At 70.4% G+C, this 22749-nt stretch carries 25 protein-coding genes; 19 read left to right on the top strand and 6 right to left on the bottom strand.

Translation table 11 applies throughout. The features are described from left to right. The first annotated feature begins 103 nt into the window (after positions 1–103). From ACGFY9_RS32465 to ACGFY9_RS32520, 12 genes are all read left to right on the top strand, one after another. The gene (locus ACGFY9_RS32465; RefSeq protein WP_393760064.1) at positions 104–730 is read left to right on the top strand and encodes an NUDIX domain-containing protein; all 627 of its coding nucleotides are present in this window, start codon (positions 104–106) and stop codon (positions 728–730) included. 203 nt (positions 731–933) lie between these two features. After that, a complete protein-coding gene (locus ACGFY9_RS32470) occupies positions 934–3021 on the top strand; it encodes a tetratricopeptide repeat protein (protein WP_393760066.1) in 2088 nt (695 codons plus the stop codon). 142 nt (positions 3022–3163) lie between these two features. Beyond that, on the top strand, positions 3164–4279 hold the full coding sequence (gene ald, locus ACGFY9_RS32475) for an alanine dehydrogenase (protein ID WP_033286319.1): 1116 nt from the start codon (positions 3164–3166) through the stop codon (positions 4277–4279). A gap of 402 nt (positions 4280–4681) precedes the next feature. Then, positions 4682–5818, top strand: coding sequence for an AAA family ATPase (locus ACGFY9_RS32480; protein ID WP_390925060.1), 1137 nt, complete (start codon positions 4682–4684; stop codon positions 5816–5818). Further along, complete coding sequence (locus ACGFY9_RS32485) at positions 5803–6354, top strand: hypothetical protein (protein WP_393760068.1); 552 nt, start codon at positions 5803–5805, stop codon at positions 6352–6354. The genes ACGFY9_RS32480 and ACGFY9_RS32485 overlap by 16 nt, the downstream gene beginning before the upstream one ends. A gap of 18 nt (positions 6355–6372) precedes the next feature. Beyond that, a complete protein-coding gene (locus ACGFY9_RS32490; RefSeq protein ID WP_393760070.1) occupies positions 6373–7359 on the top strand; it encodes a segregation and condensation protein A in 987 nt (328 codons plus the stop codon). Next, positions 7356–8012, top strand: coding sequence for an SMC-Scp complex subunit ScpB (gene scpB, locus ACGFY9_RS32495; protein WP_033286240.1), 657 nt, complete (start codon positions 7356–7358; stop codon positions 8010–8012). The genes ACGFY9_RS32490 and scpB overlap by 4 nt, the downstream gene beginning before the upstream one ends. After that, positions 8012–9196 carry a pseudouridine synthase gene (locus ACGFY9_RS32500; RefSeq protein ID WP_393760072.1) on the top strand — a complete coding sequence of 395 codons (1185 nt, stop codon included), beginning with the start codon at positions 8012–8014 and terminating at the stop codon, positions 9194–9196. The genes scpB and ACGFY9_RS32500 overlap by 1 nt, the downstream gene beginning before the upstream one ends. A gap of 157 nt (positions 9197–9353) precedes the next feature. Then, positions 9354–10082: an NUDIX domain-containing protein gene (locus ACGFY9_RS32505; protein WP_393760074.1), complete on the top strand. Its 729-nt coding sequence runs from the start codon at positions 9354–9356 to the stop codon at positions 10080–10082. After that, on the top strand, positions 10079–11101 hold the full coding sequence (locus ACGFY9_RS32510) for an ADP-ribosylglycohydrolase family protein (protein ID WP_393760076.1): 1023 nt from the start codon (positions 10079–10081) through the stop codon (positions 11099–11101). Before ACGFY9_RS32505 ends, ACGFY9_RS32510 begins: the two co-directional genes overlap by 4 nt. A 62-nt stretch (positions 11102–11163) precedes the next feature. Further along, positions 11164–11487, top strand: a complete 324-nt coding sequence (locus ACGFY9_RS32515) for a type II toxin-antitoxin system Phd/YefM family antitoxin (protein WP_393760078.1) — start codon at positions 11164–11166, stop codon at positions 11485–11487. Next, a complete protein-coding gene (locus ACGFY9_RS32520) occupies positions 11484–11894 on the top strand; it encodes a type II toxin-antitoxin system VapC family toxin (protein ID WP_393760080.1) in 411 nt (136 codons plus the stop codon). The genes ACGFY9_RS32515 and ACGFY9_RS32520 overlap by 4 nt, the downstream gene beginning before the upstream one ends. Here the strand turns inward: ACGFY9_RS32520 and ACGFY9_RS32525 are convergent. Genes ACGFY9_RS32525 through ACGFY9_RS32540 form a run of 4 tightly spaced genes read right to left on the bottom strand, consistent with a single transcriptional unit; the run spans position 11883 to position 14293 of the window. Continuing rightward, complete coding sequence (locus ACGFY9_RS32525; RefSeq protein ID WP_393760082.1) at positions 11883–12575, bottom strand: DNA polymerase beta superfamily protein; 693 nt, start codon at positions 12573–12575, stop codon at positions 11883–11885. The genes ACGFY9_RS32520 and ACGFY9_RS32525 overlap by 12 nt on opposite strands. A gap of 21 nt (positions 12576–12596) precedes the next feature. Continuing rightward, a complete protein-coding gene (locus tag ACGFY9_RS32530; protein ID WP_393760084.1) occupies positions 12597–13010 on the bottom strand; it encodes a Rieske (2Fe-2S) protein in 414 nt (137 codons plus the stop codon). Further along, entirely contained in the window at positions 13007–13591 is a 585-nt protein-coding gene (locus ACGFY9_RS32535) for a DUF6529 family protein (protein WP_393760086.1), read from the bottom strand. The genes ACGFY9_RS32530 and ACGFY9_RS32535 overlap by 4 nt, the downstream gene beginning before the upstream one ends. 27 nt (positions 13592–13618) lie before the next feature. After that, positions 13619–14293 (bottom strand): hypothetical protein, encoded by a 675-nt coding sequence (locus tag ACGFY9_RS32540; RefSeq protein WP_393760088.1) that lies wholly within the window; start codon positions 14291–14293, stop codon positions 13619–13621. A 177-nt stretch (positions 14294–14470) separates the two neighbouring features. Between ACGFY9_RS32540 and ACGFY9_RS32545 the strand changes: the two genes are divergently transcribed. The 6 genes from ACGFY9_RS32545 (at position 14471) to der (ending at position 20136) form a co-directional block, all read left to right on the top strand. Beyond that, a complete protein-coding gene (locus ACGFY9_RS32545) occupies positions 14471–14911 on the top strand; it encodes a YidB family protein (RefSeq protein ID WP_393760090.1) in 441 nt (146 codons plus the stop codon). 92 nt (positions 14912–15003) lie between these two features. Beyond that, complete coding sequence (gene aroH / locus ACGFY9_RS32550) at positions 15004–15372, top strand: chorismate mutase (RefSeq protein ID WP_393760092.1); 369 nt, start codon at positions 15004–15006, stop codon at positions 15370–15372. Continuing rightward, the gene (locus ACGFY9_RS32555) at positions 15369–16463 is read left to right on the top strand and encodes a prephenate dehydrogenase (RefSeq protein ID WP_393760094.1); all 1095 of its coding nucleotides are present in this window, start codon (positions 15369–15371) and stop codon (positions 16461–16463) included. Before aroH ends, ACGFY9_RS32555 begins: the two co-directional genes overlap by 4 nt. A gap of 785 nt (positions 16464–17248) precedes the next feature. After that, positions 17249–17944: a (d)CMP kinase gene (gene cmk, locus ACGFY9_RS32560; RefSeq protein ID WP_393760096.1), complete on the top strand. Its 696-nt coding sequence runs from the start codon at positions 17249–17251 to the stop codon at positions 17942–17944. Between the two features lie 53 nt (positions 17945–17997). Next, a complete protein-coding gene (locus tag ACGFY9_RS32565; protein WP_393760489.1) occupies positions 17998–18585 on the top strand; it encodes a lysophospholipid acyltransferase family protein in 588 nt (195 codons plus the stop codon). 75 nt (positions 18586–18660) lie between these two features. After that, positions 18661–20136 carry a ribosome biogenesis GTPase Der gene (der, locus tag ACGFY9_RS32570; protein ID WP_393760491.1) on the top strand — a complete coding sequence of 492 codons (1476 nt, stop codon included), beginning with the start codon at positions 18661–18663 and terminating at the stop codon, positions 20134–20136. Positions 20137–20235: 99 nt separating this feature from the next. On the opposite strand, the gene ACGFY9_RS32575 is transcribed toward der, so the two are convergent. Together ACGFY9_RS32575 and ACGFY9_RS32580 are read right to left on the bottom strand one after the other, a co-directional pair. Next, entirely contained in the window at positions 20236–20655 is a 420-nt protein-coding gene (locus ACGFY9_RS32575) for a hypothetical protein (RefSeq protein WP_366497832.1), read from the bottom strand. A gap of 37 nt (positions 20656–20692) precedes the next feature. Beyond that, on the bottom strand, positions 20693–21481 hold the full coding sequence (locus ACGFY9_RS32580) for a hypothetical protein (RefSeq protein ID WP_033286255.1): 789 nt from the start codon (positions 21479–21481) through the stop codon (positions 20693–20695). 504 nt (positions 21482–21985) lie between these two features. Between ACGFY9_RS32580 and ACGFY9_RS32585 the strand changes: the two genes are divergently transcribed. Next, positions 21986–22705: a transglycosylase family protein gene (locus tag ACGFY9_RS32585; protein WP_393760099.1), complete on the top strand. Its 720-nt coding sequence runs from the start codon at positions 21986–21988 to the stop codon at positions 22703–22705. Positions 22706–22749 lie beyond the last annotated feature (44 nt).

Consider the following 22749-nt stretch of genomic DNA (forward strand, 5'->3'; position numbering starts at 1 on the left):
CCGGGGTGCGCGCCTTCAAGAGGTGTGCACCCCGGCCGTATGTGGACATCCGGTTCGTGACATTCCTGTACGTGTGTTTCGGGTACGTGTGGAGGGACAGCGCATGACGATCAAGGACACCCCGGAGGAGTGGGAGATCCGGGCGACCGTGACCCCCTTCGTCGGCAACAAGACCTCCGTGCGCACCGACGACGTGGTCATGCCCGACGGCACGGTCGTGCACCGCGACTACCAGGTCCACCCCGGCTCCGTGGCGATCCTCGCCCTCGACGAGGAGGACCGGGTGCTGGTCATCAAGCAGTACCGCCACCCCGTACGGCAGAAGCTGTGGGAGATCCCGGCCGGACTGCTCGACATCCCCGGTGAGAACCCGCTGCACGCCGCCCAGCGCGAGCTGTACGAGGAGGCGCACGTCAAGGCCGAGGACTGGCGGGTGCTGACCGACGTCTACACCACGCCCGGCGGCTGCGACGAGGCCATCCGCATTTTCCTGGCCCGCGATCTCTCCGAGGCCGACGGACAGCGCTTCGAGGTCGAGGACGAGGAGGCCGACATGGAGCACGCGCGTGTGCCCGTCGGCGACCTGGTCCGCGGGGTCCTCGCCGGCGAGCTGCACAACAACTGCCTCGCCGTCGGCGTCCTCTCCCTGGTCGCCGCCCGGCACGGCGACGGCCTCGACGCGCTGCGCCCCGCCGAGGCGCCGTGGCCCGCGCGTCCCTTCGAGTCCTGAACCCACCCTCACCCGCACCTCACCCACGCCTCATCCTTTCCGCCTCTTTCGGCGTCTTCCGGTGTGACGATCGGCTGATCCGATCGGGGGATGTGCCCGCCGCGCTCCGCACGGTTCGTCGCAGAGCGTGAACTAGGCTCTGGAATCACCCGATCCGGAGTCCCGGCGGGCTATGCGCGTGCAGTGGGACGGGAGTGTGGCCCGTGGCGGATCAGGCGGTGGACACCGGCGGCGTGAGGCTGTCCGAGGACACTTCTCCCGAGGGCCAATTCCTGGGCCGCGCAAGAGAGTTGAAGGAGCTCCGGGCCGACATCGAGCGCGCGGGCCTGGACACCATCGCGGGCCGCAAGGCCCCCCGCGCGCGGGTCCTCCTCATCGCGGGCAGGCCCGGCTCCGGCCGCAGCGCCCTGGCCGAGGAACTCGTCCGACAGGTCGCTGACCGTTACGACGCCGGTGTGTTCCGGGCACGGCTGAGCGAGCCCGACGGCACCCCCGTCCCCACCGAGCGCACCGTCCGCGAACTCCTCACCGCCCTGGAGCTGCCGACCCCGGCCGGCGCCTCCGAGGACGATCTCTCGGACATCCTGCGCGCGGCCCTCACCGGCCGGCGGGCGCTGCTCCTGCTCGACGACGCGGCCGACGCCGAGCAGGTCGACGCGCTGCTGCCGGACTCCCCGGACTGCCTGGTCGTCGCCGTCTCCGGCGGCCCGCTCACCGGCATCGCCGACGTCCGCCCCTGCACCCTGGGCGGCCTCGACACCAAGTCCGCGCTGGAACTCCTCACCCGCTACACCGGCGCGGTCCGCATCACCGTCGACCCGGTCGCCGCCGAGGGCCTCGTCGAGGTGTGCCAGTCCCAGCCGGCCGCGCTGACCCTGGCCGGCGGCTGGCTCGCCGCCCGCCCGCAGGCCGCCGTCGCCGACCTCGCCAAGCACCTGCACGCCGAGAGCGACGAGGGCACGCCCCTGAGCCGCGTCTTCCGGCTCGTCTACGGCTCGCTGCCCAGCCCCGCCGCCCGGATACTGCGACTGCTCTCCCTCGCCCCGGCCGGCCTGGTCGACCCGCAGACCGCCTCCGCGCTCGCCGGCTGCTCCGTCAACGGTGCCCGCACCACCCTGGACGACTTCGCCGCCGCCGGCCTGCTGCGGGCCCAGGACTCGCCGCTGCCGCAGTACGAGGTCCCCGGCTGCCTCCAGCCCCTCCTGTACGCCCTCGCCGAGACCCAGGACCGCCCGGCCGAACTCCAGCTGGCCCGCGCCCGCATGCTGGAGCGCACGGTACGGCTGCTCCAGTCCTGCCGCGCCATCACCGAGACGGACAGCCCCCAGGCCCGCGAGAAACTCCTCGGCACGCCCCGCGCCCTGCGCTTCCCGACCCCGCGCGCCGCCGCCGACTGGCTCCGCGTCCGCCAGCCCGCCCTGCTCGCCTCCGCCCGACTCGCGGTCGCCGACGGCGAACTCGACACGCTGGCCCGCCGGTTGATGTCCCAGCTGGTGCGGGCGATGGTCGCCCACTTCGGCACCCAGGCCGCCGCCCCCGAGCTCTACGGCATCCACCGCCTCGTCCTCGACGTGGCCGAGCGGCGCGACCTGCCCCGCGAGAAGGCCGCCGCGCTGCTGAACCTCGCCGATCTGGACGCGCAGACCGGCCGGACGACCGAGGCACTGGGCCGCTACCGCGCCGCGCTGGACGCCGGACGCGAGGCGAATGACCCGTATGCGACCGGCCGCGCGATGGAATCCGTAGGCGGCGCGCACCAGGAGCTCGGGGACCACGACCGGGCCGCCGACTGGTTCGGCCGCGCGCTCGCCCAACGGCAGGCCCGGGACGAGCGCGTGGACGCCGCCCGGCTCTACGGCCGGATCGGCGCCGCGCACACGTACGCGGGCCGCTACGGCGAGGCGCTCAGGAACTGGCGGGCGGCCGTCGCCGGGCACCGCAAGAACGGTGATGTGGCCGCCCAGGCAAGGGCGTTGAGCGAGCTGGCACGGGTCCAGGAGTACGCGGGCCGCCCCGAGGAATCGCTCGCGACCTGCCACGAGGCCGTCGAGTGGGCGCGCCGCGCCGAGGACGTACGGCTGCAGGCGGCACTGCAGCTGCGGCTGGCCGACACCCTCGACCGGCTCGGCGATCCGGCGTCCGCCGCGCTGCACCGCGGGACGGCCGAGCGGATGCTGGGCGAGGAGCTTCAGGAGGGTGATTCCGCCCCCGAATCCGTGGAATCCACCTCCGAACCCCTGGAACAAGACGCTAACGCCTGCGAAATCCGTAGTACATCCGCAGAAGATTGATGCATTGAAAGGCTAGACACGGAGAACACCTTCATTAGACTGGCTCTGCCGCACCTTCTCCTGCGGTCTCCCGGTGCGCTCACGCATGTCCGGGTATGAGATGTATTGCCCCACACCCTCTGAGCCAAGGACCGTGATCGACGTGAAGGTCGGCATCCCCCGCGAGGTCAAGAACAACGAGTTCCGGGTGGCCATCACCCCCGCCGGCGTGCACGAGCTGGTGCGCCACGGCCACCAGGTCTTCATCGAGCAGAACGCCGGCGTCGGCTCCTCGATCACGGACGACGAGTACGTCTCGGCCGGTGCCCAGATCCTGGCCACCGCCGACGAGGTGTGGGCCACCACCGACCTGCTGCTCAAGGTCAAGGAGCCCATCGCCGAGGAGTACCACCGCCTCCGCAAGGACCAGACGCTCTTCACGTACCTGCACCTGGCCGCCTCCAAGGAGTGCACCGACGCGCTCGTCGAGTCCGGCACCACGGCGATCGCCTACGAGACCGTCGAACTCCCGGGCCGCGCGCTTCCGTTGCTCGCCCCGATGTCCGAGGTCGCGGGCCGGCTGGCCCCGCAGGTCGGCGCCTACCACCTGATGCGCTCGGTCGGCGGCCGCGGTGTCCTCCCCGGCGGTGTCCCCGGCACCCAGCCCGCGCGGGCCGTCGTCATCGGCGGCGGTGTCTCCGGCTGGAACGCCACGCAGATCGCCGTCGGCATGGGCTTCCATGTCACGCTGCTCGACCGCGACATCAACAAGCTCCGCGAGGCCGACAAGGTCTTCGGCACCAAGGTCCGGGCGATCATGTCCAACGCCTTCGAGCTGGAGAAGGCCGTCCTGGACGCCGACCTCGTCATCGGCGCGGTGCTCATCCCGGGCGCCAAGGCGCCGAAGCTGGTCACCAACGAACTCGTGTCGCGGATGAAGCCCGGAAGCGTTCTTGTCGACATCGCGATCGACCAGGGCGGCTGCTTCGAGGACTCGCGCCCGACGACCCACGCCGAGCCGACCTTCCCGGTCCACAACTCGGTCTTCTACTGCGTCGCCAACATGCCCGGCGCGGTGCCCAACACGTCGACCTACGCGCTCACCAACGCGACGCTCCCGTACATCGTGGAGCTCGCCAACCGCGGCTGGGCCGACGCGCTGCGACGTGATCCTGCTCTCGCCAAGGGTCTCAACACCCATGACGGCAAGGTGATTTACCGCGAGGTCGCCGAGGCGCACGGACTGGAGCACGTCGAGCTGGAATCGCTGCTCGGCTGACTCTGTCGACTAAGTCACCGTTCGGCAAAAGGCGATACGTCAACACAGGTCGTCAACACCGCACGCCCGGCCGGACCTTGCTCGACAGGTCCGGCCGGAAGTGTGTGTATGGTCACTTTGCGGCACTCGGTCAACTCGCCCCGAACGTAACCCTTGAACCGATTCGTGCACCGGTGGAACCTGCCGTGCGACTGCCGTACGCCCTTGACAGAGGGATGTTTCATTGCCGACACATCGGGCCGGGTCCGGCGGATTGTGTTGCTGCGAACACCCGACACGCCATAGAGTCGCCGAACGTCGGCATGGTGCCACGCTGACCTATCGAGAAATTCCCTGGTCACCAAGGAGGTAAGACGACTTGTGAATGAGTCGACATTTTCTCCCGGGGGTGGTCAACCAGGAATGCCTGCAAAGGGCCAGGAGCCCGCGGGGTTCGAGGCTGTCGGCTCCGTCGCGGTGCGTACCTTCGCAGCCCACCAGGGTCACCACAAGCCAGGGGTGACTCAGCCAGCACACCAGAGCATGGATGGCCATCACGTGAACGCCATGGCCGGCGACGGAAGGGGCGCGCCCCGCAACCATTTCGCCGACTACGACGAACTGCCCGACGGGCACTTCTACGACCCCGACGCCGAGTACGAGCCCGATCCCGAGTACGCGGCCACACTCGCGCCCGACGCTGCCCGCCAGCGCCGCGAGCGCGTGGGCCCGACCGGACGCCCGCTGCCCTACTTCCCGATCCCGGGTCCGCTGACCAGTCACGGCCCCGCGACGATCATCGCGATGTGCAACCAGAAGGGCGGCGTCGGCAAGACGACATCGACCATCAACCTGGGTGCCGCGCTCGCGGAGTACGGCCGGCGTGTACTGCTCGTCGACTTCGACCCGCAGGGCGCGCTGTCGGTCGGACTGGGCGTCAATCCCATGGAGTTGGACCTCACCGTCTACAACCTGCTCATGGAGCGGGGCATGTCGGCCGACGAGGTGCTTCTCAAGACAGCTGTCCCGAACATGGACTTGCTGCCCAGCAACATCGACTTGTCGGCCGCCGAAGTGCAGTTGGTGAGCGAGGTCGCCCGAGAGTCCACCCTGCAGCGGGCGTTGAAGCCGCTGATGGCCGACTACGACTACATCGTGATCGACTGTCAGCCCTCCCTCGGCCTGCTCACCGTGAACGCCCTGACGGCGGCTCACAAGGTGATCGTGCCGCTGGAGTGCGAGTTCTTCGCGCTGCGTGGTGTCGCGCTGCTGACGGAGACCATCGAGAAGGTCCAGGAGCGCCTCAACCCCGAGTTGGAGCTCGACGGGATCCTCGCCACGATGTACGACTCCCGCACCGTGCACAGCCGTGAGGTCCTCGCGCGCGTGGTCGAGGCGTTCGACGATCACGTCTACCACACGGTCATCGGCCGCACGGTGCGCTTCCCGGAGACCACGGTCGCCGGTGAGCCGATCACGACGTACGCCTCCAACTCCGTCGGTGCCGCCGCCTATCGCCAGCTCGCCAGGGAGGTGCTCGCCCGGTGTCACGCCGAGTGAGTCTGCCGGGGGCCGACGAACTGTTCCGTACGACAGGGGGGATGGCGCTTCAGTCGTCCACCCCGAGGAGCCGGGTCAACGGCGAGGCGCGGGTACCGGCTCCGGCGGGGGAGAGCGACGGTGCCGCCGCGGGGGAGGACGCCCCGCAGTCCGTGCCCGCCCAGGGCGGTGACGGAGAGGGCGCCGAGCACGTAGCGGCGGACTCGGACGGCGGCGAGTCCCGCAGCCGGTCCGCGGACGGCTCAGGACGACGTCAGGAGGCGCAGGAAGGTTCTGCCCAGCCTCGGAAGCAGCGACAGCGGGCGCAGGCCAACCGTCGGCCCAGCGGGCGGGAGCGGCACGACGAGAAGATCACCGTGTACGTCTCCGCCGAGGAACTCATCGACCTGGAGCACGCGCGTCTGATGCTCCGGGGCGAGCACGGCCTCGCGGTCGACCGCGGCCGGATCGTTCGCGAGGCGGTCGCCGTTGTCCTGGCCGATCTGGAGTCCCGCGGGGACGCGAGCATTCTCGTACGCCGGCTTCGCGGGCGGTAGCGGTAGCCTGCGGGGGCCATGACCTCGAACGACGCTCCCGCATCCGGCGCACCCGCCGGCCGTCGGCGTGCGCTGGGCAAGGGGCCGGGCACGGCTCCCGAGCCCGAGGCGCAGGTCGCCGTGGCGGAGCCGGTGCCGGTGTCCGAGGTGGTCGTAGAAGAATCTGCTGAGCCTGTCGAAGAACCCGATGACGGGGTTTTCAAGGTCCGGCTCGCCAACTTCGAGGGGCCGTTCGATCTCCTCCTCCAGCTGATCTCGAAGCACAAGCTCGATGTGACCGAGGTGGCGCTGTCCAAGGTCACCGATGAGTTCATGGTGCACATCAGGGCGATGGGGCCGGACTGGGATCTGGACCAGACGACCGAGTTTCTCGTCGTCGCGGCGACTCTGCTGGATCTGAAGGCGGCGCGGTTGCTGCCCGCCGCCGAGGTCGAGGACGAGGCCGATCTCGCGTTGCTGGAGGCGCGGGACCTGTTGTTCGCGCGGTTGTTGCAGTACCGGGCGTACAAGCAGATCGCCGACATCTTCAACCGGCGGCTCGACGACGAGGCCCGGCGCTATCCCCGGACCGTCGGGCTCGAACCGCACCACGCCGAGCTGCTGCCCGAGGTCGTCATCCGGATCGGGCCCGAGGGCTTCGCCAAGCTCGCCGTGAAGGCGATGCAGGCCAAGCCCAAGCCGCAGGTGTACGTCGACCACATCCACGCGCCGCTCGTCAGCGTGCAGGAGCAGGCCGGGATCATGGTGGCGCGGCTGCGGGAGCTCGGCGAGGCCAGCTTCAGCGTGCTCGTGGACGACACCGACGACACCCTGACCGTCGTAGCGAGGTTCCTGGCCCTTCTGGAGCTGTACCGGGAGAAGGCCGTCGCGCTGGACCAGGAGACCGCGCTCGGGGATCTGATCGTGCGCTGGACCGGTGGGGAGGGGGAAGGCGAGCCGGTGGTGACGGACGAGTTCGACCGGCCGCCCGAGCCGCCCAAGGAGACCAAGGAGGAGTCGGCGTGAGCGAGGAGACCACGGGCGTACCGGCGAGCCCGTCCGGCGTCGCGGAGCTCGACCTCAAACCCGCCCTGGAGGCCGTCCTGATGGTCGTGGACGAGCCCGCGACCGTGGAACACCTCGCGAAAATACTCCAGCGGCCCAAACGGCGGATCGCGGACGCGTTGCGCGAGCTGGCCGACGAGTACACCGTCCAGGGGCGCGGTTTCGAGCTGCGGCTGATCGCCGGAGGCTGGCGTTTCTACTCCCGGCCGGAGTACGCGCCGGCCGTCGAGGGCTTCGTCCTGGACGGCCAGCAGGCCCGGCTCACCCAGGCGGCGCTGGAGACCCTGGCGGTCGTCGCGTACCGCCAGCCGGTCAGCCGCAGCAGGGTCTCGATGGTCCGCGGAGTCAACTGCGACGGTGTGATGCGCACCCTCCTTCAGCGGGGTCTGGTCGAGGAGGCGGGCACGGAACCCGAAACAGGTGCGATCCTGTACGTGACGACGAACTACTTTCTGGAGCGGATGGGCCTGCGAGGCCTGGACGAGCTCCCGGAGCTCGCGCCCTTCCTCCCTGAGGCTGAGGCGATCGAGGCGGAGACGCTGGAAGGGGTCCCGTCGTTCGATCCGGATGCACCGGATGCAGATGCAGACGAAACGACGACGACGGAACTTTGATGCGAAGCAGTGGCAGTGGCAGCAGTGGCGGCGGCGGTAGGAGCGGCGGGCGCGGCAACCCCCGCGGGACCGGCGGGGGCGGCAGTCCCCGGGGTTCCGGTGGGGGCGGCGGCGGCCGTGGTTCCGGCGCGGGCAACTCCCGGGGCGCCGGCGGGGGCGGCTCCCAGCCGAGGGGCGCGGGAGGCCGCGACGACAAGCCGAAGCGCGCCGGAAAGCCGCGTCCCGAAGAGCGGCGCTACGACGTAGGCCCCACGGGATCTCACGAAGGTCCCAAGTCAGGGCGCGGTGCGGCGGCACGCGGCGGTGCCAAGGGCGGTCCCAAGCAGGGCCAGAGCACCGGACGCGGGCGATGGGCGCCGGCGACCTCGCGGGAGTACGACGCGCGGGCCGAGGAGCGCAACCGGGAGCGGTACGCGGGCAAGAAGGACATCAAGCCGCCCAAGACCTTCCCGGGCGCCGAGCAGGAGGGCGAGCGGCTGCAGAAGGTCCTCGCGCGCGCGGGCTACGGCTCCCGGCGCTCCTGCGAGGAGCTGATCGAGCAGTCCCGGGTCGAGGTCAACGGCGAGATCGTGGTCGAGCAGGGGCTGCGGGTCGACCCCGAGCACGACGAGATCAAGGTCGACGGGCTGACGGTGGCGACGCAGTCGTACCAGTTCTTCTCGCTGAACAAGCCCGCCGGTGTCGTCGCGACGATGGAGGACCCCGAGGGCCGGCAGTGCCTCGGCGACTACGTCACCAACCGCGAGACGCGCCTTTTCCACGTCGGGCGGCTCGACACCGAGACCGAGGGTGTGATCCTGCTCACCAACCACGGTGAGCTGGCGCACCGGCTGACGCACCCCAAGTACGGCGTGAAGAAGACCTACCTCGCGCACATCGTGGGCCCGATCCCGCGCGATCTGGGCAAGCAGCTCAAGGACGGCATCCAGCTGGAGGACGGGTACGCGCGTGCGGACCACTTCCGTGTCGTCGAGCAGACCGGCAAGAACTACCTGGTCGAGGTGACCCTCCACGAGGGCCGCAAGCACATCGTGCGGCGCATGCTCGCGGAGGCCGGCTTCCCGGTCGACAAGCTCGTGCGGGTCTCCTTCGGCCCGATCACCCTGGGCGACCAGAAGTCGGGCTGGCTGCGACGGCTGTCGAACACCGAGGTCGGCATGCTGATGCAGGAAGTCGATCTGTAGGTCCTGCCTGCTTACGGCTTGCTTGTGACGGCCGGTTCCGGGTTCTCCGGGGCCGGCCGTTCCGTTTGCGTCGTTTCGCGTTCATCGGGTGCGGGGGGTTGTGCCCGGGCGCGGCCACTCTTTATGGTCTAGCTGACCATTAAGGGGGTGGTTGCTCATGACCACGACACCGGCCTACGACAAGTACGCCTTCGAACCTTTCGCCGTCACCGCCGACCTCGCCGTCCTCACGATCCGCGGCGGCGCCCTGCACGTGCTGCTCGTCGAGCGCGGGCAGGAGCCCTACGCCGGGCACTGGGCGCTGCCGGGCGGCTTCGTGGCGCCGGACGAGTCCGCGGAGACGGCCGCCCGGCGTGAACTCGCCGAGGAGACGGGCCTGTCGGACGTCTCCGGGCTGCACCTGGAGCAACTGCGCACCTACAGCGAGCCCGACCGCGACCCCCGGATGCGGGTCGTCACCGTCGCCTTCGCCGCGCTGCTGCCCGACCCGCCCGAACCGCGTGCGGGCAGCGACGCGGCGCAGGCCCGCTGGCTGCCGTACGACGCGCTCGGGCCGCTCGCCTTCGACCACGACCGGATCCTGGCCGACGCGCACGAACGGGTGGGCGCCAAGCTGGAGTACAGCTCCCTCGCCACCGCCTTCTGCTCGCCGGAGTTCACGCTCGGGGAGCTGCAACAGGTCTACGAGACCGTGTGGGGCGCCGAGTTGGACCGCCCCAACTTCCGCCGCAAGGTGCTCGCGACGCCGGGCTTCGTCGAACCGGTGCCGGGCGGGGCCAAGTTGACCGGCGGTCGCGGCAAACCGGCGGCGCTGTACCGCGCCGGGACCGCCACCGCCCTGTATCCACCGCTGCTCCGGCCGACCCGGGAAGGAAACCCCGCATGACCACGACCACCGTACGCAAGCGTGCCGCCACCGGAGCCTTGGTCGGCCTCGCCCTCGGGGACGCGCTCGGTTTCCCGACCGAGTTCAACGACGTGCCCAGCATTCTTGCCAAGTGCGGTCCTTGGCGGGAGATGGAGTTGCCGAAGCCCGCGATCGTCACCGACGACACGCAGATGACGCTGGCGTTGGGGCGCGGGCTGCGAACTGCCATGGAACGGGGGCTTCTTGGGCCCAAGCGGATGGAACGGCCGGTGCGTGAGGAGTTCGTGGAGTGGTATCAGTCGCCGGACAACAACCGTGCCCCCGGCCGGACTTGCCTCGTCGCCTGCAACCTGTTGAAGGCGGAGGGGCGGCCCTGGCAGGACGCCAGCCAGATCGGTTCGAAGGGCTGCGGTGCCAACATGCGCGTCGCGCCGATCGGACTGGTCCCCGGTCTGGACGACGAACAGCGGTCCGGCGCCGCCCAGTTGCAGTCCGCGCTGACCCACGGCCACCCGACCGCACTCGCCGCGTCCGACCTCACCGCGCACGCCGTACGGCTGCTCGCACAGGGTGCCGAACCGACCGGGCTGGTCGGGCTGCTGCGGTCGTACGCCGTCGAGAACCGCACCCGGTACCACCACCGTTGGCTGGGTGACCTGTGGACACGGAGCCAGGACCCCACGCCCGAGCACTTCATCGCGCGGGGCTGGGACGAGTGCCTGGAGATCCTGGATCGGCTCCAGGACGCGGTTCGCGCCAACTCTCCGGAGACCGACCCGTGTCTGGCCACCGGCGCGGGCTGGATCGCCGAAGAGGCCCTGGCCACCGGCCTGTTGTGCTTCCTGCTCTTCGTGGAGGAGCCGGTGACCGCGTTGCGCCGTGCGGCCTGTACGTCCGGTGACTCGGACTCGATCGCCTGCCTTACGGGGGCGTTCGCGGGGGCGCATCTCGGGGTGGACGCGTGGCCGGGGGAGTGGGCGGGGCGGATCGAGTACCGGGAGGAGTTGTTGGGGCTCGGGGAGCTTTGGGATGCCTGACGTGTCGTGGTCGTGTCTGACACCGATGGCCCCTGTCATGCGGTGGGCGTATCGTGGCAGGCATGGGTAAGGTGAAGCGCAGGCGCGTGCCGGTCCGGGAGCTGTCCCGGCACACCGCGGCTCTGTTGGACGCCGTGGAGGCGGGCGAGTCGATCGAGGTCACTCGGGACGGGGTGCCGGTCGCCATACTGTCTCCGCTGGAGCCGGCCGAACGGGACATCCGTGCCGCGATCGCCATCGGGTTGCTCGACGCCTCGGTCATGGACGAGGACCACGGCGTCGAGGCCGCGGACGCGCTGGAGCGGCTCCGGGCGGTCAGACGGGACGCGGAGGGACGCGGCCCCACCGCGGAGCTGCTCGCTCAGCGCGAGGAAGAGACGCGGTGACGCTGCTCTACGTCGACGCGTCCGCGATCGCCAAGCTGCTGCGGGCCGAGGCGGAGACGACGGCGCTGGAGCAGTGGATCGGACAGCGCGGCGGAATGCGTCGTGTCGTGACCTGCGACCTGGCGCAGACCGAGGTGCGGCTGCTGCTGGGTCGGCTCGGCGCGGACGAGGTCGAGCGGGCGGCCGCCGATGCTCTGCTGAACGCCATCGCGCGGGTCCGTCTCACGCCTGAACTGATGCAGGAGGCGGGGGAGTTGGCGCCGAACACCTCGCTGCGCAGCCTCGACGCGATCCACACCATGGCGGCTCTCGAACTCGGGCACGGGGTCAGCTGGTTCGTGACGTACGACAAGCGGCAGGGCGAGGCCGCCGCCGACGCGGGGCTGTCGGTGGCATCACCCCGCTAGGGATTCGGTGGACGCGCGGCGGACCCGGATCAGGAAGTCCTCCACTCGTCGGCGGTCCGGTTCCGGCGGGAGGGGGGTGTGGGTGGCTGCCTCGTCCGTCTCCGTGGCCAGGCGGGTCATCCAGGACTCGACCTCGGGCCAGGGGACTTCGCCGCGTTTCACCGCGAGGAGCGGGGCGCGTTGGTCTCCTACGTCGATCTTCAGGGTGCCCGTGCGGAGCAGGTCGCGGGCGCTGGTGAGGAGGCGGAGGAGGTGCATCGCGTGTTTCCAACGCGGGGCGCCGTGCGTGCGGATGTCGACCGCCAGCTTCTTGCGCTGGCCCAACGCGTAGCGCGTGAACGTCTCGTGGACCTGGCGGGAGAGGAACGCGTCGCGCAGGGCGAGGAGTTCACGGCCGGTGTCGTCGACGTGCTCGACCAGCGGGGAGTGGAGGCACTCCAGGATGTTGGGGTTGGCGCGCAGGGCCAGTTCGCAGAAGCGCTCCAGCTCCCAGCTGAACTGCTCCTCCGCCGGGCCCTCGATGTGCGTCGGCGGCTTGTCGAAGCGCCAGAAGAGGGGAGTGGGGGCCACGAACACGCCCCGGCGATCCGTGTCGCTGCCGTCCGTCGCCAGGCCGAAGGCGCGTGAACCCATCACGCAGGCGTAGATCGTGTGGTCGCGGACCAGGCTCTCGAACGGCATTCCCGGAGCGTACGTGGCATCTCACGCCAGGCGGATCGAATTTCCCTCCACCTTGATCTGCTCCGCGGGCAGCGGCTTCGGCGCCGGTCCCGCCTCCACGGAACCGTCCGCGACGCGGTACTTGCTGCCGTGGCACGGGCAGTCGATGGTGCCGTTCGCGACGGTGCCCACCGTGCAGCCCTGGTGGGTGCAGATCGCCGAGAAGGCCTTGAACTCGTCCTTCTTCGGCTGGGTCACCACGACCTTCTGGTCCTTGAAGATCTTGCCGCCGCCGACGGGGATGTCGGAGGTCTTCGCCAGCTCCTGGCCGCCGGTGGCCTTCACGGACGACGAGCCCGAGGAGTCGTTGCTGTCGCCGTACTTGCTGCAGCCCGCGGTGAGCGCGGCGGCCGCACCCGTCGCGAGAACCGTGCGGCGCGTCGAGCTGTCGGTCATGTAGTCACTCCGAAGGTGCGGAAGAACCAGAGGGCGGATGTCAGCCAGAGCAGCGTGAGGGCGGTGAAGACCAGTCCGCCGACGAGCGGCAGCAGCCAGCCGGGCAGCCGCTCCGAGCGGAGCAGCAGCATCTTGGCACTGAAGGCGCCGAAGAACGCGCACCCCAGGACGGAATGCCACATCACGCGTGTCGAGTACGTCTGGTAGCCGAACGCGTAGAGGCAGTGCACCGCGACCGGCACCGCCACCAGGAACGCGATCCGCCCCGACCAGCGATGCAGCGTCGCCGACCAACTCGGGCCCGGCAGGCGGCCGTAGACCATGAAGGCCGAGACGACCTGGACGAGGGCGAAGAAGAACGCGGTGGTCGCGAGCCAGGACTTCACCGCGCCCGTGCTGCTGAAGCCGGCGAGGTTGAAGGCGGTGCCCGCCGGGTCGTGGACCTTGCCGTAGACGCCGAGTCCGACCGCTACGGCCGCGGCCACGAGGGCCGGGACCAGGTAGCGGGCGGGGCTGTCGTGAGGGCGTGCGGGTGGGCGCGGGGGGTAGGACTGGGTGGCGGCGTTCGGGTCGGCGGTCATGATCGGCTCCCTGAGGCGGATGGTGGGTCAGGGGGTGACGGGTTGTGCCGTGAGCTGCTGGCCGTCGACCGTGACCGCGCCGGTCTCGGGGTCGATGCGGGGCGCGGAGGCGGCCTTGCCGTCGCGGGTGACGATGCCGGTCTGACGGCCGTTCGGCAGCACGATCCAGCCGCCGTCGATCTTGGCGCCGCGTACCTTGGCCGTCGCGCGCCACAGCCCGGACGGCTTGACCGCCTTGTCGGCGGTGAACGTGTACGGCCGGCCCTCGTCCTTGACGGTGCCGGTGATCTTCTTGCCCTGCTCGATCCTGCCGTCCAGTACCGCGCCGTTCGGGGCGGTGAGCTTCATGCTGCCGTTGTTGTTCACTCGGCCTCTGAGCCAGGCCTCCTTGTAGCGGCCGTCGCAGAAGTAGGCGACCGCCTTGCCGTCACGGACGGAGACCGCGACCGAGGCGGCGTCGTCGTCGGTGCGGCCGGCGTAGTTGGCGTTCGCGACGGGTGGCTTCGACGGCGACGGCGTCTGGCTGGGCGTGACGGATGGTGTCGGTGACGTCTTCGCGGGTGCCTTCGGCGACGCGGACGGCGATTTCTCGCGGTACGAGGACGACGCGGTCTTCGTCCCCGACGTCGCGTTGAGCGTCAGCATGAACAGGCCCAACACCAGGCCCGCCAGAAGTGTGAGCAGTGGTCCAGGACGCTTCAATGTGGGCCTCCCCCGAGGCGGGCTACCCGCCCATGAGAGCGGACTCGGGGCCGTGCGTAAAGAGGCATACCGGGATGATCTCACCCCAAGTAGCGGAACGGGACGGTTCGGGTGACATTGGCAGGGTTCGAGGCCGGGCCCCGACCAGCGGCCGGCCGCTCTCGAAAGGTGCGAGCCATGGCGGGCAACGATCTCGGCAGCCTTCTCGGTGGTCTTCTGGGGGGAGCGGGTGGAGGGGGCCAGGGCGGCTCCGGTAGCGGCAACATCCTGGGCGCGCTGCTCTCGGCCCTCGGTGGGGGTCAGGGCGGGGGCAGTGGTGGCAACGGAAGCAACCCGCTGGGCGGGCTTCTGGAGATGCTCACCAAGTCCGGGCTCGCCGAGCAGAAGGACTCCTGGGTCGGTACCGGGCAGAACCAGTCCGTCACCGGCGAACAGATTCAGCAGGCGTTGCCCGACGAGACGCTGCAGAAGGTCGCCGAGCAGGCAGGCGTCACCCCGGAGCAGGCCGCGAGCGACCTCGCGCGGACGCTGCCCCGGGCCGTCGACAAGCTCACCCCGGAGGGGCAGGTGCCGCAGGCCGCCTCGCTGGAGGAACTGGTCCGGCAACAGTCCCTGTGACCTGTCTCGGTGGGCGGGCGCCGCGCACCCGTGCCGGGCGGGCTGACTAGGCTGGATGTACCAAGAGCCGTACATCAGCGAGGAGCTAAGCCGTGGCGGTACGAGCGGTCCGGGGCGCCGTCCAACTGGACAAGGACGACGCCGGGCACATGGACGAGCAGGTCGGAGCGCTGCTCACCGCCGTCCTGGAGCGGAACGGCCTCACCGCCGAGGATCTGATCAGCGTCTGGTTCACGGCCACGCCCGATCTGCACAGCGACTTCCCGGCGGCCGCCGCGCGCAAGCTCGGCAGCGGTTTCGCCGACGTGCCGCTGATCTGCGCGCAGGAACTCGACATCGAGGGCGCGATGCCCCGCGTGGTCCGCGTCCTCGCGCACATCGAGTCCGACCGGCCCCGTGCCGACATCGCGCACGTGTACCTCGGCGCGGCGGCCGCACTGCGCAAGGACATCGCGCAGTGAGGACCGCGCTCGTCATCGGCACCGGGCTCATCGGCACGTCCGCCGCGCTCGCGCTCGCCTCGCGCGGAGTCGTCGTGCACCTCGCCGACCACGACCCCGAGCAGGCCCGTACGGCGGCCGCGCTCGGCGCCGGTACCGACGAGGCGCCGGACGGGCCCGTCGACCTCGCGATCGTCGCCGCGCCGCCCGCGCTGGTGGCCGGGGTGCTGGCCGACGCGATGCGCCGGGGTGCGGCCCGGGGTTACCTCGACGTGGCCAGTGTCAAGGGTGGTCCGCGGCGGGAGTTGGAGTCGCTGGGGCTCGACCCGTCGGTGATGTCCCGGTACATCGGTTCGCATCCCATGTCCGGGCGCGAGAAGTCGGGTCCGCTGGCGGCGACCGGTGACCTCTTCGAGGGGCGCCCGTGGGTGTTGACGCCCACGCGTGACACCGACACCGAGGTGCTGAACCTCGCCCTGGAGCTGGTCTCGCACTGCCGTGCGGTGCCGGTTGTCATGGATGCCGATGCCCATGATCGGGCCGTCGCGCTGGTCTCCCATATGCCTCATCTGGTGTCCAGCATGGTCGCCGCGCGGTTGGAGAACGCCGAGGAGGCCGCCGTACGGCTGTGTGGGCAGGGGATTCGGGACGTGACCCGGATCGCCGCGTCCGATCCCCGGATGTGGATCGACATCCTGTCCGCGAATCCGGGGCCCGTCGCCGATCTCCTCACCGATGTCGCCGGGGATCTGGAGGAGACGGTTCGGGCCTTGCGCGCGCTGCAGTCCGCCGATGACGGCAAGCGGCGGGAGGGGGCGGGCGGGATCGAGGACGTGCTGCGGCGGGGGAACGCGGGGCAGGTCCGGGTGCCCGGCAAGCACGGGTCCGCTCCGCGGGTCTACGAGGTTGTGGCTGTGCTGATCGACGACCAGCCGGGGCAGTTGGCTCGGATCTTCGCGGATGCGGGGATGGCGGGGGTCAATATCGAGGACGTGCGGATCGAGCACGCGACGGGGCAGCAGGCGGGGCTTGTGCAGTTGTGGGTGGAGCCGAAGGCTGCGCCGGTGCTGACCGCGGCGTTGCGGGAACGGGGCTGGGCGATCCGGCAGTAGGCGCGGGGTGCGTGGGGGCGGGCGTCTCCTGGGGGCTCCGCCCCCAGACCCCCATCGGCCCTGAAGGGGCCTCGTCCTCAAACGCCGGACGGGCTGAATTTGGCTGGCCTGCGGTGAAAGGTTGCCGGGCGAGCTGGGTGTGCGCGGCCTGCGTTGAAAAGGTGCCGGGCGGACTGGATGTAGGCAGCCTGCGTCGGAAAGGCTCCTGGTGGAGCTGGATATGTATGGCCAGCCTGCGTCAGCAAGCGCCGGAAGGGCTGGATCGTGCCCGCCCACGTCTAGCAGTGACTGTCCGGACGGAGAGGCTGATGAATGCCGGCCTGTGTGTGCTGGCGCCGCAGGGGCTGGGAGTGCTGGCCTGCGTCTAGCAGTGACTGTCCGGACGGAGAGGCTGATGAATGCCGGCCTGTGTGAGCTGGCGCCGCACGGGCTGGGAGTGCCCGCCCGCGTCCAGCAGTGACTGTCCGGACGGAGAGGCTGATGAATGCTGGCCTGCGTGAGCTGGCGCCGGAAGGGCTGGGAGAGTGCCGGCCTGCGTCCAGCAGTGACCGTCCAGCCGGGCAGGCTGAAGAATGTCGGCCCGTGTCCAGCAGTGACCGTCCAGCCGGGCAGCCCGAAGGACGCCGTCCCACGGCGGCCAGCGACCGTCCGCCCCCCTGGCCGATCTCGCCGGACCGGTGTCGACAAGGGGCGGCCGGACGAGTGACGCGCACCCAGTAACCTTGTGCGGGGCGCACTCGCGACCCCGCCCCGCTCACCACCCCGCACCAGGAAGGTGTCCTCCCGTGGAAAACGGCGCCGCCCGGACCGCCCCGGCAGTGATTGTCGCCATCGACGGCCCCTCCGGCACGGGCAAGTCGAGCACGTCGAAGGCCGTGGCCGCACAGCTCGGGCTGAGCTATCTGGACACCGGGGCGCAGTACCGGGCGATCACCTGGTGGATGGTGAACAACGGGATCGATCTCACCGACCCCACCGCCATAGCGGACGCGGCCGGCAAGGCGGAGATCGTCTCGGGCACCGACCCGGCGAACCCGACGATCAGCGTCGACGGCGTGGACGTGGCCGGGCCGATCCGCACCCAGGAGGTCACCTCCAAGGTCAGCGCGGTCAGTGCGGTGCCCGAGGTGCGGGCCCGGATCACCGAGCTGCAGCGGTCGCTGGCCGCCGAGGCCGAGCGGGGGATCGTGGTCGAGGGGCGGGACATCGGTACGACCGTGCTGCCCGACGCCGATCTGAAGATCTTCCTCACCGCGTCCCCCGAGGCGCGTGCCGCCCGGCGGAGTGGTGAGCTGAAGGGCGCCGATGTGCAGGCCACACGCGAGGCGCTGCTGAAGCGGGACGCGGCCGACTCCTCGCGCAAGACCTCGCCGCTCGCGAAGGCCGACGACGCGGTCGAGGTGGACACCTCCGACCTCACGCTCCAGCAGGTCATCGAGTGCGTCGTCACCCTCGTCGGGGAGAAGCGGGCCGCGAAGTGACCGCACCTACAGAGCGCGGGGCCGAGATCGGGCGGCGCATCGGCGTCGGCCTGATGTACGGGCTGTGGAAGCCGCGTGTGCTGGGTTCCTGGAAGGTTCCCGCCACCGGTCCGGTGATCCTCGCCGTCAACCACTCGCACAACATCGACGGCCCTATGGTCATCGGTGTGGCGCCCCGCGCTTCGCACTTCCTCGTTAAGAAGGAAGCGTTCGTGGGGCCGCTCGGGCCCTTCATGCGTGCCGTGGGGCAGGTGGAAGTGGACCGTTCGACCGCCGACCGTACCGCCGTCACCCGCGCGCTCGGTGTGCTGAAGGACGGCGGAGTTCTCGGGATCTTCCCCGAGGGCAGCCGCGGTGAGGGCGACTTCGCCGCGCTGCGCGCCGGGCTCGCCTACTTCGCGGTCCGCAGCGGCGCCCCGATCGTGCCGGTGGCCGTGTTGGGCAGCGCCGAGAAGCGCGGACGACTGATAAAGGCGCTGCCCCCGCTGCGCTCCCGCGTCGACGTCGTCTTCGGCGACCCGTTCGACGCGGGTGACGGCTCCGGCCGTCGTACGCGCAAGGCACTGGACGAGGCCACCGAGCGCATCCAGAAGCAGCTGGCCGCCCACCTGGACGACGCCAGGCGCCTCACCGGGCGCTAAGAGACACTTGAGTAGTGGATCACCCGAAATCCGGGGGTTCCACCGATCACCACGATGAACGAGGTACCGATCTTCATGAACGACCAGATCCAGCCCGACGGCTCCGGCGAGGAGCACGAGCACGGGGCGCTCGGCGACGCCGAGTACGCGGAGTTCATGGAGCTCGCCGCCGTAGAGGGCTTCGACATCGAGGACGTCGAGGGCGCCATCGGCGAGGCGGGACACGGGCCGCTGCCCGTCCTCGCCGTCGTCGGCCGACCGAACGTCGGCAAGTCGACTCTCGTCAACCGCATCATCGGGCGGCGTGAAGCCGTCGTGGAGGACAAGCCGGGTGTCACGCGGGACCGTGTGACGTACGAGGCCGAATGGGCCGGGCGGCGGTTCAAGGTCGTCGACACCGGTGGCTGGGAGCAGGACGTCCTCGGGATCGACGCCTCCGTGGCCGCCCAGGCCGAGTACGCGATCGAGGCGGCCGACGCGGTCGTCTTCGTCGTCGACGCCAAGGTCGGCGCCACCGACACCGACGAGGCGGTCGTACGGTTGCTGCGCAAGGCCGGGAAGCCCGTTGTGCTGGCGGCCAACAAGGTCGACGGTCTGAGCGGCGAGTCCGACGCCTCCTATCTGTGGTCCCTGGGGCTCGGCGAGCCGCACCCCGTCTCCGCGCTGCACGGGCGCGGCACCGGCGACATGCTGGACGCCGTCCTGGAGGCCCTTCCGGAGGCGCCCGAGCAGACCTTCGGCACCGCGGTCGGCGGACCCCGCCGTATCGCGCTGATCGGCCGGCCGAACGTCGGCAAGTCCTCGCTGCTGAACCGGGTGGCGGGCGAGGAGCGCGTCGTCGTCAACGAGATCGCGGGCACCACCCGTGACCCGGTCGACGAACTGATCGAACTGGGCGGTATCACCTGGAAGTTCGTCGACACGGCGGGCATCCGCAAGCGCGTCCACCTCCAGCAGGGCGCCGACTACTACGCCTCGCTGCGCACCGCCGCCGCCGTCGAGAAGGCGGAGGTCGCGGTCATCCTGATCGACGCCTCCGAGTCCATCTCGGTGCAGGACCAGCGGATCGTCACCATGGCCGTCGAGGCGGGCCGCGCGATCGTCCTCGCCTTCAACAAGTGGGACACCCTCGACGAGGAGCGCCGCTACTACCTGGAGCGCGAGATCGAGACCGAGCTCGCCCAGGTCGCGTGGGCGCCCCGGGTGAACGTCTCGGCGCGCACCGGCCGCCACATGGAGAAGCTGGTCCCGGGCATCGAGACCGCGCTGGCCGGCTGGGAGACGCGTGTCCCGACGGGCCGACTGAACGCGTTCCTGGGCGAGTTGGTCGCCGCCCACCCGCACCCGGTCCGCGGCGGCAAGCAGCCCCGCATCCTCTTCGGTACCCAGGCGGGCACCAAGCCCCCGCGCTTCGTCCTCTTCGCCTCCGGCTTCATCGAGGCCGGCTACCGCCGCTTCATCGAGCGCCGCCTGCGCGAGGAGTTCAGCTTCGAGGGCACCCCGATCCACATCTCGGTCCGGGTCCGCGAGAAGCGCGGCAAGAAGAAGTAGCCGTAGCCGTACGGCCGTTGCACGACACGGCTGTTCTACGACGAAGAGGGCGGCCCCTGTTGGACAGGGGCCGCCCTCTTCGTGTGCGTGCGTGTCGCGTCAGATGCCTCGGCGCGGGCCGGGCGGCAGGGCCGCCGGGATGTGGTGCATCCCGGTGTGGCCGTGCTGTTGCTGCTGCCCGGAGTGACCGAGCTGCCCGACGCGCTGCCACTGGGACTGCTGCCGGGCGCTGTAGGCCCCCGCGCTGTACGCGCTGTACGAGCCCCCGCCGAGTGAACCCCCGCCGAACGAACCGCCGCTGAACGAGCCCGTGCTGTGCGGGCTGTGCCCGAAGGCGGTGAAGCCCAGCTCCTCCTCGCCGCTGCGGTCACCCGGCAGCGAGCGGAAGGTCTTGACCCACTCCGAGTAGAGCCGGTCGTAGATCGGCGTGGCCGATGGACCGCCGGGGCTGTCCTGGGCCGATCGCGAGGACGGGATCGACTGGTAGGGCCGGCTGCGGGGAACGTCGTATGCGTGCACGTATGTCCAAACGACGCGTGACCTGAAGGGATGCGGCTCAGGTGCCCGCGAGCGGCAGTGCGGAGCCGACCAGCTGGCCGTTCGCCGCGGCCTTGTCGAGCGCGCTGCGCAGCAGGTCCTCGCGGGGCTGGCGGCCGATCGAGCCGACCGGTGCCGCGAACATCAGCACCTGCTGGTGCTTGTTGGCGGCGGCCCGCCAGCTGTCGGTGACCTGCAGCGGCTGGTGCGCCTGCCACCAGGCCACCGGGGAACCGCCGTTGCTGCTCGGCTGCAGCACCGCGTGCAGCTGGCCCGCGGCGAGCAGCACCGACCAGCCGTGCAGCACGGGCGGCACGGTGGTGATCTCGCTGAGCGGCATGAAGCCCTGCTCGATCAGCAGTGGCAGGAAGTCGTCCCCGACATCGGTCGAGCCGGGCCGCACGATGGGCGCGGTCGGCTCGACGACCAGGGCGGGGTGCAACTCCCCCGAGATCAGGACGAGTCCGCTGGTCACCCCGAGCACGGCCTGCTCGGGTACGGCCTTCTCCGGTGCGCCGGCCGGGGCGTGCGTGTTGCCGCTGATGGAGCGGACGGCGCCCTGCAGCTGCTCCTCGGTGACCTGGACGATCTGCGAGGGCAGGCAGGTGGCGTGGGCGAAGGCGAGGACGGCGGTCTCGTCGCCGATGAACAGGACGGTGCTGGTGCGCTCCTGATCGGAGTCGCCCTGGGTGCGGCACGACGTGCAGTCGTAACTGCCCGGGGCGTTGTCTCCGGCGAGCAGCCGGTCGGCTTCTTCGTCGCCGATCTCGGCGCGTACGTCGTCGCTGACGTCGAGCATGCGCGGCACGGGTGGCTCCCTCGGAATGCGGTGCCCGGTGGGTCCCGGGCTCATGAAGAAGACAACGGAGGATCTGTGGCGGGAGTCACGCTCCAGGGCGAACCGAATCGAACCAACCGAAGCGGACGGTCACGGTTGGTGCGGAATCGGACACTCTTTGTCAACTCTGCGAAAGGTCAAGGGAGTTGGTCGCGTGAACCGAGTCACAGCATGTGTCGGCAACTGGTCGAAAAATCGTGAAATCAGCGAATGTAGTGGGTGGCCGAAAAATGCCGATACCCGCGGTAACAGTGAACTGGCCTGCGGCGACGGGCAGTTGGTCGACATCGGCTCGTCCACCTCCGTACATTCCTCCGCCGTGTGCAACGAGCACCGCTCGGGACACGTCCGCCGGCCGAACGAGCCAGCAAGCAGCACCACCTCCGGCGGACGGGGAGGAGCGCGAGGACCGCGTCGATACGCGGGAGCCGTGAACCGCCTTGGGGGACCCCGGGTTGTTGGAGAGGGAACTACATGTCCGACTGTGCCGATACCACTCGCGAGAACGCTCCTGAGACCCACCGCAAGGGTCAAGCGCGTACGACGGCGGTCCTCGCCGGGGCGGCCCTGCTCGCCCCCCTCGGACTGCTGGCCGCAAGCGGCAACGCCGCGGCGGCCGACAGCGGAGTGTGGGACCGCATCGCCCAGTGCGAGAGCGGCGGCAACTGGCACATCAACACCGGCAACGGCTACTACGGAGGACTCCAGTTCTCCGCCGGAACCTGGCGCGCCTACGGCGGTTCGGCCTACGCGGCCACCGCGGACCAGGCCTCCAAGTCCGCGCAGATCGCCGTCGCCAGCAAGGTCCAGCGGGCCCAGGGCTGGGGCGCCTGGCCGGTCTGCTCGGCGAAGGCCGGAGCGAGCGGCAGCGCACCCGCGGCCTCCTCCGGCACGGTGAGCGAGAAGTCGACGGCGAAGACGAAGAAGTCGACCACCGGGTCGACATCCGAGTCGACGACGAAGAAGTCGACCAAGAAGGCGACCCAGTCGAAGCCCGCGAAGACGCCGGCACGCGGGACGAACAACGCCTCGCGCGGCACGTCCCGCGGCGACTACACCGTCCGCGAGGGCGACACGCTGAGCGCCATCGCCGCCCAGCACGGGACGACTTGGCGGAAGGTCTACGCCGCCAACAAGTCCGTCATCGGCGCCGACCCCGATCTGATCGTCCCCGGCCAGCAGCTCGACCTCTGAGCCGAACGACCTCTGAGCCGAACGACCTCTGAGCCGAGCCGCTC

Source organism: Streptomyces sp. NPDC048504, assembly GCF_043200035.1.
Classification (GTDB): Bacteria; Actinomycetota; Actinomycetes; order Streptomycetales; family Streptomycetaceae; genus Streptomyces.

Coding starts and splice junctions, on each gene's coding strand:
- ACGFY9_RS32465 (WP_393760064.1), top strand. CDS start 104: ATGACGATCAAGGACACCCCGGAGGAGTGGGAGATCCGGGCGACCGTG.
- ACGFY9_RS32480 (WP_390925060.1), top strand. CDS start 4,682: ATGCCTGCAAAGGGCCAGGAGCCCGCGGGGTTCGAGGCTGTCGGCTCC.
- ACGFY9_RS32490 (WP_393760070.1), top strand. CDS start 6,373: ATGACCTCGAACGACGCTCCCGCATCCGGCGCACCCGCCGGCCGTCGG.
- ACGFY9_RS32500 (WP_393760072.1), top strand. CDS start 8,012: ATGCGAAGCAGTGGCAGTGGCAGCAGTGGCGGCGGCGGTAGGAGCGGC.
- ACGFY9_RS32505 (WP_393760074.1), top strand. CDS start 9,354: ATGACCACGACACCGGCCTACGACAAGTACGCCTTCGAACCTTTCGCC.
- ACGFY9_RS32510 (WP_393760076.1), top strand. CDS start 10,079: ATGACCACGACCACCGTACGCAAGCGTGCCGCCACCGGAGCCTTGGTC.
- ACGFY9_RS32515 (WP_393760078.1), top strand. CDS start 11,164: ATGGGTAAGGTGAAGCGCAGGCGCGTGCCGGTCCGGGAGCTGTCCCGG.
- ACGFY9_RS32525 (WP_393760082.1), bottom strand. CDS start 12,575: ATGCCGTTCGAGAGCCTGGTCCGCGACCACACGATCTACGCCTGCGTG.
- ACGFY9_RS32530 (WP_393760084.1), bottom strand. CDS start 13,010: ATGACCGACAGCTCGACGCGCCGCACGGTTCTCGCGACGGGTGCGGCC.
- ACGFY9_RS32535 (WP_393760086.1), bottom strand. CDS start 13,591: ATGACCGCCGACCCGAACGCCGCCACCCAGTCCTACCCCCCGCGCCCA.
- ACGFY9_RS32545 (WP_393760090.1), top strand. CDS start 14,471: ATGGCGGGCAACGATCTCGGCAGCCTTCTCGGTGGTCTTCTGGGGGGA.
- ACGFY9_RS32565 (WP_393760489.1), top strand. CDS start 17,998: ATGTACGGGCTGTGGAAGCCGCGTGTGCTGGGTTCCTGGAAGGTTCCC.
- der (WP_393760491.1), top strand. CDS start 18,661: ATGAACGACCAGATCCAGCCCGACGGCTCCGGCGAGGAGCACGAGCAC.
- ACGFY9_RS32585 (WP_393760099.1), top strand. CDS start 21,986: ATGTCCGACTGTGCCGATACCACTCGCGAGAACGCTCCTGAGACCCAC.